Annotated in this window: 9 protein-coding genes and 1 pseudogene; 6 read left to right on the top strand and 4 right to left on the bottom strand. The window is 41.0% G+C overall.

Going from position 1 to position 13,827, the window contains the following annotated elements; genetic code table 11:
- The first annotated feature begins 81 nt into the window (after window positions 1-81).
- The 5 genes from lon (at window position 82) to BM739_RS02565 (ending at window position 6,849) form a co-directional block, all read left to right on the top strand.
- Window positions 82-2,433: an endopeptidase La gene (gene lon / locus BM739_RS02585; protein WP_076536983.1), complete on the top strand. Its 2,352-nt coding sequence runs from the start codon at window positions 82-84 to the stop codon at window positions 2,431-2,433.
- A gap of 264 nt (window positions 2,434-2,697) precedes the next feature.
- Window positions 2,698-2,970 carry an HU family DNA-binding protein gene (locus tag BM739_RS02580; RefSeq protein ID WP_076536981.1) on the top strand — a complete coding sequence of 91 codons (273 nt, stop codon included), beginning with the start codon at window positions 2,698-2,700 and terminating at the stop codon, window positions 2,968-2,970.
- Between the two features lie 220 nt (window positions 2,971-3,190).
- Entirely contained in the window at window positions 3,191-5,062 is a 1,872-nt protein-coding gene (locus BM739_RS02575; protein WP_076537326.1) for a SurA N-terminal domain-containing protein, read from the top strand.
- Window positions 5,063-5,139: 77 nt separating this feature from the next.
- The gene (locus BM739_RS02570; RefSeq protein WP_076536978.1) at window positions 5,140-5,733 is read left to right on the top strand and encodes an HAD-IB family hydrolase; all 594 of its coding nucleotides are present in this window, start codon (window positions 5,140-5,142) and stop codon (window positions 5,731-5,733) included.
- Between the two features lie 165 nt (window positions 5,734-5,898).
- Window positions 5,899-6,849, top strand: a complete 951-nt coding sequence (locus BM739_RS02565; protein ID WP_076536975.1) for a GyrI-like domain-containing protein — start codon at window positions 5,899-5,901, stop codon at window positions 6,847-6,849.
- 35 nt (window positions 6,850-6,884) lie between these two features.
- Here the strand turns inward: BM739_RS02565 and BM739_RS02560 are convergent, their stop codons facing one another.
- From BM739_RS02560 to BM739_RS02550, 3 genes and pseudogenes are all read right to left on the bottom strand, one after another.
- A complete protein-coding gene (locus tag BM739_RS02560; protein WP_076536973.1) occupies window positions 6,885-8,117 on the bottom strand; it encodes a DUF819 domain-containing protein in 1,233 nt (410 codons plus the stop codon).
- A gap of 37 nt (window positions 8,118-8,154) precedes the next feature.
- Window positions 8,155-9,030, bottom strand: a complete 876-nt coding sequence (locus BM739_RS02555; RefSeq protein ID WP_076536971.1) for a LysR family transcriptional regulator — start codon at window positions 9,028-9,030, stop codon at window positions 8,155-8,157.
- A gap of 219 nt (window positions 9,031-9,249) precedes the next feature.
- Window positions 9,250-10,284: pseudogene (locus BM739_RS02550) on the bottom strand (porin).
- A gap of 333 nt (window positions 10,285-10,617) precedes the next feature.
- Here BM739_RS02550 and BM739_RS02545 point away from each other — a divergent pair.
- A complete protein-coding gene (locus tag BM739_RS02545) occupies window positions 10,618-12,393 on the top strand; it encodes a flavocytochrome c (RefSeq protein WP_076536969.1) in 1,776 nt (591 codons plus the stop codon).
- Between the two features lie 158 nt (window positions 12,394-12,551).
- On the opposite strand, the gene fabV is transcribed toward BM739_RS02545, so the two are convergent.
- A complete protein-coding gene (fabV, locus tag BM739_RS02540; RefSeq protein ID WP_076536967.1) occupies window positions 12,552-13,754 on the bottom strand; it encodes an enoyl-ACP reductase FabV in 1,203 nt (400 codons plus the stop codon).
- Window positions 13,755-13,827: the final 73 nt, after the last annotated feature.

Below are 13,827 nucleotides of genomic sequence, written 5' to 3'. Positions count from 1 at the left end.
TTTTCGTATTAACCATTGAAAGTTTGAGAAACATCCCAATATACTGACTTATAAAATCCATTCATCAAACGGAATCGAACTATGACCCAAGAGCGTGAAGCGCATATCGAACTCCCCGTGCTGCCACTGCGAGATGTAGTGGTTTATCCCCATATGGTAATTCCGTTGTTCGTCGGACGAGAGAAATCTATTCGTTGTCTCGAATCGGCAATGGAACAAGACAAGCAAATTTTATTGGTCGCACAGCGAGAAGCTGATTTAGACGAGCCAACAAAAGAAGACATTTTCGACGTCGGTACCGTAGCCTCAATTTTGCAGTTATTAAAACTACCTGACGGGACAGTTAAAGTCTTAGTTGAAGGTGGTCAGCGCGCAAAAGTAACCGCTTATACCCAAGAAGATGAATTTTTTGTCGTGACAGCTGAATACTTAGCTTCTGAAGACTTAGCTGAAAAAGAAGAAGAAGTCTTAGTCCGCAGTGCAATCAGCCAATTTGAAGGTTACATCAAGCTTAATAAGAAAATACCGCCTGAAGTGCTTACTTCATTAACCGGTATTGAAGAAGCGGCGCGCCTTGCTGACACTATGGCGGCGCATATGCCACTTAAGCTAGAAGACAAACAGTCTGTGCTTGAGATGATTAATGTTGGTGAGCGCCTAGAGTATTTAATGGCGATGATGGAAGGCGAGATTGACTTATTACAAGTTGAAAAACGCATCCGTGGCCGCGTTAAGAAACAAATGGAAAAGAGTCAGCGCGAATACTATTTGAATGAGCAAATGAAAGCCATTCAAAAAGAGTTAGGCGATCTTGATGAAGGCCAAGATGAGTTTGAAGTATTAGCTCGGAAGATCACCGAGGCTAAAATGCCAGCAGAAGCCAAAGAGAAAGCCGAAGCTGAGTTAAACAAACTTAAAATGATGTCTCCAATGTCTGCAGAAGCGACTGTTGTCAGAAGCTATGTCGATTGGATGACCTCGGTACCTTGGAGTCAGCGTTCTAAAATCAAGCGTGATTTATCAAAAGCTGAAGCCATTCTTGATACCGATCACCATGGGCTTGAGAAGGTTAAAGAGCGCATTTTAGAGTATCTTGCGGTACAAAGCCGTGTTAAACAGCTTAAAGGGCCAATTCTGTGTTTAGTGGGCCCACCAGGTGTCGGTAAAACGTCACTCGGTCAGTCAATTGCGAAGGCGACAGGTCGTAAGTATGTGCGTGTTGCATTAGGTGGCGTGCGTGATGAAGCCGAGATCCGTGGTCATCGTCGTACTTATATTGGTTCTATGCCGGGTAAAGTCATTCAAAAAATGGCTAAAGTGGGCGTTAAAAACCCATTATTCCTATTAGATGAAATTGATAAAATGAGTTCTGATATGCGCGGCGACCCATCGTCAGCATTATTAGAAGTATTAGATCCTGAGCAAAACTCAGCATTTAACGATCATTACCTTGAAGTGGATTACGACTTATCAGACGTCATGTTTGTTGCTACTTCAAACTCAATGGATATCCCTGGGCCATTACTTGACCGTATGGAAGTGATCCGTTTATCGGGTTACACCGAAGATGAAAAGCTTAATATTGCTAAGAAGCATTTATTAACCAAACAGATTGAGCGTAATGGCTTAAAAGCGAGTGAGATAACCATAGAAGACAGTGCCATTATTGGCATGATCCGTTATTATACCCGTGAAGCTGGTGTGCGTTCATTAGAGCGTGAGCTGTCTAAAGTCTGCCGTAAAGTCGTAAAAATGATTTTGCTTGATAAGTCAGTGAAAACCGTTGTTGTGGATCAAGATAACCTGAAATCTTTCTTAGGTGTGCAGCGCTTTGATTACGGTAAAGCTGAATCTAACAATCAAATTGGCCAAGTGACTGGCCTTGCATGGACTCAAGTAGGTGGTGATTTACTGACGATTGAAGCCACCTCGGTGCCAGGTAAAGGCAAACTTGCTTATACCGGTTCGCTAGGTGATGTGATGCAAGAGTCAATTCAAGCTGCAATGACCGTTGTTAGAGGCCGAGCAGAGCAGTTGGGGATCAATAACGACTTTTATGAAAAGCGTGATATCCATGTTCATGTACCAGAAGGTGCAACGCCAAAAGATGGTCCTTCAGCAGGTGCGGCAATGTGTACTGCTTTAGTATCAAGTTTAACCGGCAACCCGGTTAAAAGTGACGTAGCAATGACGGGTGAAATTACCCTTCGTGGTGAAGTGTTACCAATTGGTGGCTTGAAAGAGAAACTGCTTGCGGCGCATCGTGGTGGTATAAAAGTTGTGCTTATTCCTAAAGAAAATGAGCGTGATTTAGAAGAAATTCCAGCAAATGTGATTGCAGATTTAAAGATCCACCCAGTAAGATGGGTCGAGGAAGTGCTTGAATTAGCCTTAGAAAGACCTGTTAAAGGCTTCGAAGTGGTTAAAAAGTAACTAATCAGTAAAAAAACTTGCTAGTAACCCAAAAAAAATGAAAAAAGGGGCTTAACAAACACGAAAGCTGTGGTAGCCTAGATAAGTGGAGAGTCAGTTAGCACCAAACCCTTGGCGCATCTGACTTTGAGCTGTATCCAAGTACATTTTTTTTGGTTTTCCAACTAAGTTTGGTGTGGTATCAAACTTACGATAAAAAGCCTCCGTAGACCGTTCCAAAGACGGATTTGGTTGCGGCGCAAAAATAACATTCAAGGGGATGACATGAACAAATCTGAACTAATCGAGAAAATCGCTTCTGGTGCTGACATTTCTAAAGCAGGCGCTGGCCGTGCACTAGATTCTTTTATCGCAGCTGTTACTGAAGCGCTTAAAGAAGGCGATAAGATTTCTCTAGTTGGTTTTGGTACTTTTGAAGTACGTCAACGTGCAGAACGTACTGGCCGTAACCCACAAACGGGTGCAGAAATCAAAATTGCAGCAGCAAACATTCCTGCTTTCAAAGCTGGTAAAGCACTAAAAGACGCTGTTAACTAAATAGTTAGTATCGTTGCCTTTTGTAAGGCATTTGTAGAAAGCACTGTTTTAACAGTGCTTTTTGCGAAATAAAGTATCAGAATTAACTTTGTTGTTTTGATATTAGGAGAGATAAGGCATACCTCGGTAGCGTCTGAATACTCCGTCTAAATTACAAGAAGGCGCATCCCCAAAAGGTGCGCCTTTTTATTTTATTATGTCGCAACAAGCGAGAATTCAGATGTTAGAAAAAATTCGCGAAGGTTCACAAGGCGTTATAGCTAAAAGTATTTTAGTACTAGTGATCCTTTCGTTCGCATTTGCTGGTGTCAGTAGTTACCTAGGAACCTCAACAGATGTTCCTGCCGCAGTAGTTAATGGTGACCAAATCACAGTCAATGAATTAGAACAAGCATTCCAAAATGAACGTGGCCGTTTAGAGCAACAACTAGGCGAAATGTTTGATGCATTAGCTGCTGATGATAACTATATGAATGGTATCAAGCAGAATGTATTAGATCGTTTGATCTCAGATAAGCTAATAAGCCAAGCGGCTGAAGATTTGGGGCTACGTGTTTCAGATGAGCAAATTAAACAAGCGATTCTGAATGAGCAAGCATTCCAAACCGATGGTGTATTTGATAATGACCGTTACTTAGCAGTACTACGTCAATTAGGTTATCAAACCACTAGCTTTAGAAATATGATGCGTGTTGATATGACTCGTCGTCAACTTTTAACCGCGCTAGTGGGCAGTGAGTTTGTGCTTGATGGTGAAGCAAAGCAATTAGCTGAAGTTCAAGGTCAAACCCGTGATATCCGTTATTTAGTTGTGGACTCTACACCTTTCTTAGCTTCTTCAACTGTTCCTGCTGAAGAGGTTAAAGCCTATTACGAAAGCAACTTAATTCAGTTCATGAGCCAAGAAAAAGTTAGCTTAGAATATGTCGAGTTGGACGTTGCAGATCTGGCTAAAGGTATCGAAACCTCAGTTGATGATGCGCGTGCTTTTTATGAAGACAACCAACAACAATATCAAACGCCAGAAAAACGTTTAGCTGCACATATTTTATTTGCATCTGGCGATGATAGCGCTGACGAAGCCAAGGCCGAAGCTGCTTTAGCTAAATTACAAGCTGGTGAAGACTTTGCTGCCGTTGCTAAAACTGATTCAGATGATCAATTTAGCGCAGAGCAGGGCGGTCAACTTGATTGGTTCGAGCAAGGTGTTATGGACCCTGCATTTGACTCAGCTTTATTTGCACTGTCAACTGGTGAGTATTCACAAATCGTGCAGAGTGAATTTGGTTATCACATTATCAAGTTACTCGATGTGCAATCAGGTGCTGCAGCGCCGTTTGATGACGTGCAAGATAAAATCATCGCAGATCTTCAAAACAAAAAAGCCGTTGATGAATTTTATAGCTTACAAAGTGTTTTAGCCGATACCAGCTACGAAATACCTGACACGTTAGATGAAACAGCTAAAGCATTAGGCGTTGAAGTACAATCAACAGCGTTATTTTCTCGTGATAATGCGCCTGTTAATTTAAATACGCCAGCGTTAATCAAAGCTGCATTTTCTGATGACGTTATTGGTAGCGGCATGAACAGTGAAGTGATTGAGTTAGCACCTAACCATGTGGTTGTGATTCGTTTACTGCAACATAAAGATGCTGGTACATTGCCATTAACTGAAGTATCTAGCAGCATTGAAGCGCGTTTATTGCAAGATAAAGCGAACTTTGCCGCAAGTGAAAAAGCTAATGAATATTTAGCGCAGTTAAAAGCAGGCACTGAAATCACTGAAGTCGCAGTAGTAACGAAAGAGAAGCTAGCACGATTTAATCAAGATATTGACCAAGCTATCTCGACTAAAGCATTTAAAATTGCAGCCCCAGAAGCTGGTGCAAGCACATTTGATACAGCTGCGTTAGCTAATGGCTATGCGGTTATTGCTTTGGATAAAGTTAATGCTGCAGAAGGTATTGATACAAATATTGTTGAAAGTATTAAACAACGTTTAGTACCTCAATACAGCGAAGCTGACTACCGTTCAGTTGTCGCAGCTTTAAAAGCAAAAGCAACAGTTGAATACCCAGTAGCTGAATAAGCTGATTGGAGTTTAAAAAGCCAAGGTTCGCCTTGGCTTTTTTATGTCAAAAATTTGAGGTTCTTATAAGGATATTTATGAACTTAGCATTGTTTGATTTTGATGGCACTATTACAAATAAAGATACTTACACGCCATTTATTTACTTAAGTGTACCTAAGTGGCGTTTATTGGTTTGTTATCCGATATTAATCCCTGTGATAGCCGCTTATAAATGGCAGCTTATTGGTGGGTCAATAACCCGGCGCATCATTTCTAAATTTGCTTTTTGGCAACAAGATGAGCAACACATTAAGGCCATAGGCGAAGATTATGCTGCGAGTTTAGATCAACTCATTCAACCCCAAGCTCTAGAGCGCCTTCAATGGCATCAGCTGCAAGGTGACACCATTGTTGTGGTTTCTGCATCACTTAATGTTTATTTAACCCCTTGGTGCCGCCAACATGGATTTAAACTGATAAGTGCTGAACTAGAAAGTAAAAAGGGTAAGTTGACGGGGAGTTATCGCAATGGTGACTGTAGCGGCGCTGCCAAATCAAATCGAGTTTCAGCTCAGTTTGACCTACAAGATTTTGATAAAGTGTATGCATATGGTGATACAGAAGAAGATAAACTCATGCTAGAGCTTGCTGATGTCAGTTATTACCAATGGCAAAAAGTGACAGACTAACGCCGTTATTTAGTAAAACGCTAAGGTATGGGGTTGTTGTTAACCTGTCAATCTAGCGGCTTATAAGCCAAACCGCTTGTTGCTGTCATGGCGCTAAAATGCAGACTTGTTAGTCCGTTTTTATGAAAGATAAGTAATTTTTAAGCTAAGAGGTCTAGTAAAAATTTGAAAGATTTACATGCTCAATTTGAAGTGCTGTTAAGCTATATCGATAATAATCTATCTGCAATCTCTGCCTATGATGACAAGCTCAACAGCCGCTTAGCAGCAATTGCAGGGGTTGCTGAAGTGCATTTTAGCGCGTTATTTTACAGTCTGTTTCATACTAAAGCGCAGGATTATATTAGCTTGCTAAAAAACCTTGAAGCGGCGCAGTTACTTGGGTTTGATAAGACTATTAGCCTAGATACTGTCGCGTTAAAAATGGGCTATCCGTCAACAGCCGCTTTTATTACCGCCTTTACCAGCAGTATTGGCCAAAGCCCACAAAGCTTTCAAGACTCGCCTAACTGGGGGGATTTTTTTGCCAAGCAACAACCACTCAGTACGCTAGCTGAAGGGCATGAGCAGTTTTCTGCTGCTGAGATTGATATTCAGTTATCGGATCTAACGGCGACAGAGTTAGTGGTTATTGAGCATCGTGGACCCGCTTGTTACTTATCTCAATCGATAAATGCCTTAAGCGCATTTTGGCAAAAATATCACTTATCGCCAAGTACTAGTCGCAGCTTTAATTTCGTTTATGATATGCCTTATCCAAAAATTAATGCCTTAGCTGATGAGCAATCCATGTTATCGCTGGATATTGGTGTGAGTGTCAATCAAGCGCAGCTCAATGAATTAGCGCCCGTTATCGCTGAGTCTGACTATTTTTCCAATAAGACTGTGGCTGCGGGGCGTTACGCTCACTTTTATCATTTGGGCTCTGAAAAAGAACTTAACAGTAAAATTAAATATCTGTATACCCATTGGCTTGCTGCCAGCGGTTTGACTTTAACCAGTCAGCCGCTGCTAATTGAACGCTTGGCTGTGACCCAAACTAACGCAGTTGAAGCAGCTATAGCAGATGACAACCAAGAGCTTGTAGAGGTTAGAGTCTATTTAAAATTACAGTAACAGGTATCCGTATATGTTCACTGTAAGTCATCGTTTTATTGCGATACGAGGCGCATCATCTCGGCGCATAGCCAAGCCATGTAAGTTGCCCAAGCATAGCCAAATACTGAGAACATGATCGCGATAGGGACCAGTGAGCGATGAAATGCCATTGCCACCACTGGGGACGATGCCGCGCCGCCAATACAGCATTGACTTGCTAATGCCATATAGGCAACCGGCGCTTTCATCATCAGACCTGCAATAATCACAAAAAGGCTATGAATAGCTAACCATACAAAGCCGATGGCGAAGTATATAGGAAAGTCATCAATCATGGTCAAGTCCATCCGTAGGCCCATGCTAGCAATTAAAATATACAGCATGACAGTGGAAACCTTGGATGCACCTAATTGCTCAAGCTCACGTACCTTTGTATTTGATAATAAAATGCTGACACTGGTCACTATGATGACAATCCAAAAGAAATTTGAAGTCAGGCTAAACTTTTCTGTTGCTGGGTAGTGGCTGGTAAAATACGGCGCTAGAATATCAGCTCCCATATGTGCAACCCCAGTGACACCAAACGCCACACTGAATATTAATATATAATCCCTTAAGGTAATATTCTTGACCGAGTGAGCTTGCTGCTGTTTATTAGTGGCAATTAAACGCTGGTAATTGCTTGAGTCTGCGCCAATTTTTTTATCTATCGCTGCTGCATTATTAGCGCAAATTAATAAAAATGACATCCAAATCGCAGAGTAGACGACATTGACCGAAATCATAATCGCGAATAGATTTTCTTTTACCTGATAGATTTCTTTCATGGCAAGTTGATTCGCTGTACCGCCAACCCAATTTCCTGCTAATGTCGCCATTCCGCGCCAGGCAGCATCGTCACCTAACCATTGAACGGATTCAGGTGCTATTTTAGCAAAAAGTATCAGGGTTAAAGGGCCGCCAATAATAATACCTAAACTGGCAATTAAAAATAGCATGACAATTTTAGGTCCCAATAACAGGATTGATTTTATGTCTACGCTGATAATTAATAAGGTTAAACAAGCAGGCATTAAATACTTAGAGGAGATGTGCGGTATTTGGCTTTGGGAGGCGTCGACAATGTTTAAGGTATTTAATAATGACGGCAGTACATAAATCATTACCATTACTGGCACAAAGCGGTAAAGCTGCTTCCAAAAGGTTTGCGTCAACTGGCTAGTATAAAATACCAAACCTATAATCGCGGCCAATAAGCCAAATATGACCGGATCTGCAGTAATCATAATTTATATTGGCAACCTTAATGGTGTAAATGTTGTGCTATTGATTGCAGAATTGAATAAATTCATCCAGTAACGGGCTCAGTGCTTCGTCATTTCGCCATATTGACCAATAATTTCGCTGAAAATCCCACTCCGGTAAATCTAATTCAATCAGTTGGCCGCTGGCGATTTCTTCTTTAACTGCAAGATAAGGCAACACACTAATACCAATACCAGTGCCTATTGCACGCTTAATTGCGCCCATGGTGTTCATGGATAACTCTTGATGAATGTTAATTCGGGCACTTTTTAATAACTGGGTATTACGTAGCCTTGAAACCGATATGGTTTCATCCATCACCCATAACTCCTGAGACAGGCGTTCAGGGGTGATGATTTCACTGGCTAATGGGTTATTACTGCCAGTGACGATACATAAACGGTCTTTAAGCCACTGCTGATAGTGTAAGTTATTTAACCCAGGCTTGGCGTCAACAAAACCTAAATCCAGTTCTTTTTCAGATACCATTTTTTCGATAGCTAAACTGTTATTAATCACCAGTTTGATATCAACACAGGGGTGCTGCTGTTTAAATAAGGGGATTTTTCTTGAGAGAATATAATTACCAGCAGTTTTACTGCTACCGACTTTAATGGTGCCGCCTATGGCTGTTCGCTCAGTAAACATCTGCTCCAGTTGATTACTTTTGGAGAGCATCTCATTAGCATAAGGCAAAATAACTTCACCATTATCATTAATGGTTAAGCCATTACTGCTTCTTTCAAATAGACGAGTGCCTAATGAACCTTCTAGCTCCTTTAAAGCCATACTGACTGCAGGAACAGACATATGTAATGTTTTCGCCGCTTTAGATATTTGGCCATTAATATGGATTGCTTTGAATATTGACAGTTGCTTTAGTGTAATTTTCATTGGCTAATAATTTAATGAATGCTTTATTAGTATAACGAGTTAACAATATTTACTCTGTAAACTTTTGCTATTGTTTTTATAAATTGTAATCGAGTTCAAGTTATTTCAAAAAGTCTTACCTTGTTAGCATAAACCCATCATTTATGATGGAGTCATCATATTTTATTCATAATATCAGCACCGATAAAAGTGCTGATATTAATGTAAAATAAAGTCGGATTAGAAATCGTAGCGCACGCCAAGAGTAAAGACGCTGTCATCTGCTAATTCTATCGTCGGGCCAGTGTTAGCCACGCGGTATTCACCTTCATAGGTAGCGTAGTGGCCAAATACCATTGTTGACTTTGATAGACGGTAATCGGCACCGATTGTGAATGAGCTAATATCAACATCGGTCGCTTCCTTGTATTGTGCTGAAGAGACGTCATTATTTTTAAAATACTTACCAAAACCAGCCTTATCTTTACCGTACTCAGCTTTAAAGTTAATACCACTTCAGTTATAAATTGCGCTAACAAAGTATGAATTACCTTCTTTATCACTGTAAGTTTGGCTTTGGGTATTTTGCAATAAGCCACCTAATTTAAGGCTGCCAATTTTAACTTGACCAACCCCGCGGTATGCGTCAACACCGCCAATGGTGTTATATGCCGCAGCAACATAATACCGTTGCTTTTTGAGTTTTTTATCACCTGCAGTGACGCTTAATGCGTACTGACTTTCACCAGAGTCATAATTGTCATCAACCAAATAGGTCGCATTTACACTGACCAAATCGGCAATTTGCGGAGAATAGTATGTGATACCATCGGCTTTCCTGTCTTGCCCGGCAATCATTCTATTGTAGGCGGCATTGGTTAATGCAAATGCTTCAGCAGTGCCTTTTGATGTTTTCATTACCGTATCATTACGACCGACAATGACGGTACCCAAGTCACTTTTTACTCCTAAATAAGTATTTCTTGGCTTGAATAGATCATCATCTGCTTCGTTGGTGGCGGCGTTAACTTGTACTTCAACATTGTAAATTATTTCAATATTTTCAGATATTTTCTCACTGCCTTTTACCCCTAAGCGAGAAAAGTTATTTTCAAGCACAGTGCCCGCTTTTTGATTTTGTGTTGTAAAACCGTTATCAGACTCTGTTAGTGCCATTTCTAAACGGCCATAAAAGTGCGGTGACTCAGCGACAGCGGCAAAAGAACTTGCTGATAGAATTGATACAACAGTGAGTGAAACTAGTGACTTGTTCATCTTCATAATCATCTCTATTTTGATTCACATTATTAGGTAGTTATGTAGCTTTTGCTAATAAATCGATTCTTGAATAACAGCCAAAGTCATCAGCTTTTTGGTGTTATTAGCGTAAAAATCTGCTGCACATAATAGGGTTGAACCACGGAGATAAATTCTAACTGGGTCACAGATGTTGTTATTTTGTAGCGGTTTAAGTTAATTTTAATTTGGTTTCATTAAAACTTAACCAAGTGCCAATGTTGACCAATGTCTAAGTTTCACTATCTCTTTATGAGTATTCTCTCGTCCAACAAAACAAGTTGTGAAAACGATAATTAGAGGTATGAACCAATGAAACTTAAATATTTAGCTTCGGCAGTAGCAGTGATGATGCTTACTTCTGGCAGCGTAATGGCAAAAAATGACTTAGCGTCTTTCCATACTGAAATGGGCGACTGCCAAACGTGTCATGTAACAGGCAAAATGAAAGACATCAAGAAATCAATGACCGATAGTCAAACCCATGAAAATGCACAATGCCTTGATTGTCATGGTAGTTACGAAGAGCTCGCGAATGACAGCTTAGAGTTTGATCCACATGCTTCGCATTTAGGCGATATCAACTGTACTTCATGCCATACCGCCCATGCTAAACCTGAGTTGACTTGTAATAACTGCCATAACTTTGAAATTGAAATGCCATTTGCTGATTCAAAAGCGAAGAAGAAGTGGGATGGCGATTGGGATCAAGACAAAATCCAACAAGCAATTGACAAAGGCCCTGTAGAAACCGTAGATGTGATTGTTGTTGGTGGTGGTAGTGCTGGTTTCAATGCAGCGATTTCTGCAAAAATGGCTGGTGCTAACGTTGTTTTATTTGAAAAAGCACCTTACACCGGTGGTAACTCAATGCTAGCTGCTGGTGGTATTAATGCCGTCGGTACACCACAACAAAAAGCCAAAGGCATTGAAGACACTGTTGATTGGTATGCAGAAGATGCCATGAAAGGCGGTCGTTACCAAAATGACCCTAAACTTGTACAAACTATGGCTGAAGAGTCTGCTGGCGCTGTAGCATGGCTTGAGTCTTTAGGTGCTGATATGTCAGAACTTAAACGTTCAGGCGGCGCAAGAGCTGAGCGTACTCACGCACCGTCTGGTGGCGCATCAATTGGTCCACACTTAATTGATACCTTGCGTAAAGCTGCAGTCGAACGTGATATTCCAGTTCGCGTTAATTCAAGAATTGAAAAAATCGTCTTAAATGATGACCAATCAGTTGCTGGTGTGGTTGTTCACGGACGCCATTCAGGCTACAACATGGTCGCTGCAGATTCTATTGTATTAGCGACAGGTGGTTATGGTATGAACAAGCAAATGGTTGCTTACTACCGCCCAACAATGAAAGACATGTCGAGTTCAAATAACGTAACAGCCACCGGTGATGGTGTACTACTTGCTAAAGAAATTGGCGCTTCAATGACTGATATTGATTGGGTTCAAGCGCATCCTACAGTAGGTAAAGATAGCCGTATTTTGATTTCTGAAACCGTTCGTGGTGTTGGTGCCATTATGGTTAATACTGATGGCAATCGTTTCATTAATGAACTAACTACTCGTGACCGTGCATCAGATGCCATTCTTAAGCAAAAAGAGCAATATGCTTGGTTAGTGTTTGATGAGCAATTGGTTGAGAAAAAGAAAATGGTACGTGGATACGAACATTTAGGCATGTTAAGTAAAGCCAACACCATTGAAGAACTTGCAAAAATTACTGGCATGAGCGATTTACCGAAAACGGCAGCGGATTACAACAAGTATAAAGCAGCAGGTAAAGATGATGCGTTTGGTCGCGCTGATATGCCATTAAGCTTAAGCACTCCGCCATACTATGCTGTAAAAGTCGCACCTGGCATTCACCACACTATGGGCGGGATTGCTATTGATACAGATACTAATATCTTGAACTTACAAAGCTGGAAAATGCCTGGTTTGTTTGCAGCTGGTGAAGTCACTGGTGGTGTTCATGGTTATAACCGTCTAGGCGGTAACGCGATTGCTGATACGGTAGTATTTGGCCGTAAAGCTGGCGAAAATGCCGCTAAGCATGCGTTAAAAACTAAATAATTCTTAGTTAAATTTCATCATTCCCTTACAAAGGCCAAGTCTCATCAACTTGGCCTTTTTTTAATTAATAAAGCAGCATTATTGAATAGAATAAAGAATTAAACCGAAATAAAAAAGCCAAGTTATAATAACTTGGCTTTTCTTATTACCTTAGGGTATTAAAGGCTGATAACATCAAAGGTGACGTTTGGATTAACATCAGCGTCATAATCAATACCGTCAATGCCGAAACCGAACAGTTTTAAAAACTCTTCTTTGTATTCATTATAATCAGTTAGTTCTGCAAGGTTTTCTGTGGTGACATCCGCCCATAAGTCACGGCAATGCTTTTGAATTTCTTCACGCAATTCCCAGTCATCTAAACGAAGGCGGTTTTCATCATCTGTTGGTGCCGCTTGGCCATCAGCGCGATATAAACGCTCGCTAAACATGCGATAGATTTGATCCATACAACCTTCATGGACGCCTTCTTCGCGCATTTTCTTAAATACCATCGCAATGTATAAAGGCATCACCGGGATAGCAGAGCTTGCTTGAGTCACAACACTCTTTAGCACAGCTACATTGGCAGAACCGCCTGTTTTGGCTAATTTTTCATTAAGGCTATGAGCGGCGCGGTCTAAATCCATTTTGGCTTTACCTAACGCGCCATGCCAGTAGATAGGCCAAGTGATCTCGGTGCCGATATAGCTGTAGGCCACGGTTTTACAATTATCCGCTAATACGCCAGCATCACTTAAGGCGCTCATCCATAATTCCCAATCTTGGCCGCCCATAACTGTCACGGTATCAGCAATTTCTTGCTCTGTTGCTGGCTCTACCGAGGTTTCAATGATGGTATTTTTATTGGTGTCTACCGCAGTTGCGGTATAAGTTTCACCGATAGGCTTAAGGCTTGAGCGGATCACTTCGCCGGTATCAGGTAATTTCCGCACAGGAGAGGCTAAAGAGTAAACGACCATATCAATTTGACCGAGGTCTTGTTTGATAAGCTCAATCACCTTTTGCTTTGCTTCATGGCTAAATGCATCACAGTTAATGCTTTTTGAATATAAACCTTCAGCTTTAGCAAACTTGTCAAAGTAAGCAGAGTTATACCAACCGGCCGTACCTGGTTTGGTTTCTGTGCTTGGTTTTTCAAAGAAAACACCAATGGTGGCCGCATCACTACCAAAAGCAGATGCAATACGTGAAGACAAGCCGTAACCACTTGAAGAGCCAACCACTAAGACTTTTTTAGGGCCGTTTGCGATTTTGCCTTTTGCTTTGGTTAATTCGATTTGTTCTTTAACGTTAGCTTCACATCCGACTGGATGAGTCGTTGTACAAATAAAGCCACGTGTTTTAGGTTTAATAATCATAATTTGGTTTCTTCCTTTAACAATCGCACTAGGATAAATAGTTAGGCGACGAATTGGCACTAGTTTTTATGTT

Source organism: Shewanella sp. UCD-KL21 (assembly GCF_001957135.1).
Lineage (GTDB): Bacteria > Pseudomonadota > Gammaproteobacteria > Enterobacterales > Shewanellaceae > Shewanella.
The sequence above is the reverse complement of the archived record's forward strand: the minus strand, read 5'-3'. Positions and strand labels throughout refer to the sequence as shown.

What these genes read in the sequence shown, in the direction of transcription:
- BM739_RS02545 (WP_076536969.1), top strand. Translation starts at nt 10,618, where the DNA reads ATGAAACTTAAATATTTAGCTTCGGCAGTAGCAGTGATGATGCTTACT.
- lon (WP_076536983.1), top strand. Translation starts at nt 82, where the DNA reads ATGACCCAAGAGCGTGAAGCGCATATCGAACTCCCCGTGCTGCCACTG.
- BM739_RS02555 (WP_076536971.1), bottom strand. Translation starts at nt 9,030, where the DNA reads ATGAAAATTACACTAAAGCAACTGTCAATATTCAAAGCAATCCATATT.
- BM739_RS02570 (WP_076536978.1), top strand. Translation starts at nt 5,140, where the DNA reads ATGAACTTAGCATTGTTTGATTTTGATGGCACTATTACAAATAAAGAT.
- BM739_RS02575 (WP_076537326.1), top strand. Translation starts at nt 3,191, where the DNA reads ATGTTAGAAAAAATTCGCGAAGGTTCACAAGGCGTTATAGCTAAAAGT.
- fabV (WP_076536967.1), bottom strand. Translation starts at nt 13,754, where the DNA reads ATGATTATTAAACCTAAAACACGTGGCTTTATTTGTACAACGACTCAT.
- BM739_RS02580 (WP_076536981.1), top strand. Translation starts at nt 2,698, where the DNA reads ATGAACAAATCTGAACTAATCGAGAAAATCGCTTCTGGTGCTGACATT.
- BM739_RS02560 (WP_076536973.1), bottom strand. Translation starts at nt 8,117, where the DNA reads ATGATTACTGCAGATCCGGTCATATTTGGCTTATTGGCCGCGATTATA.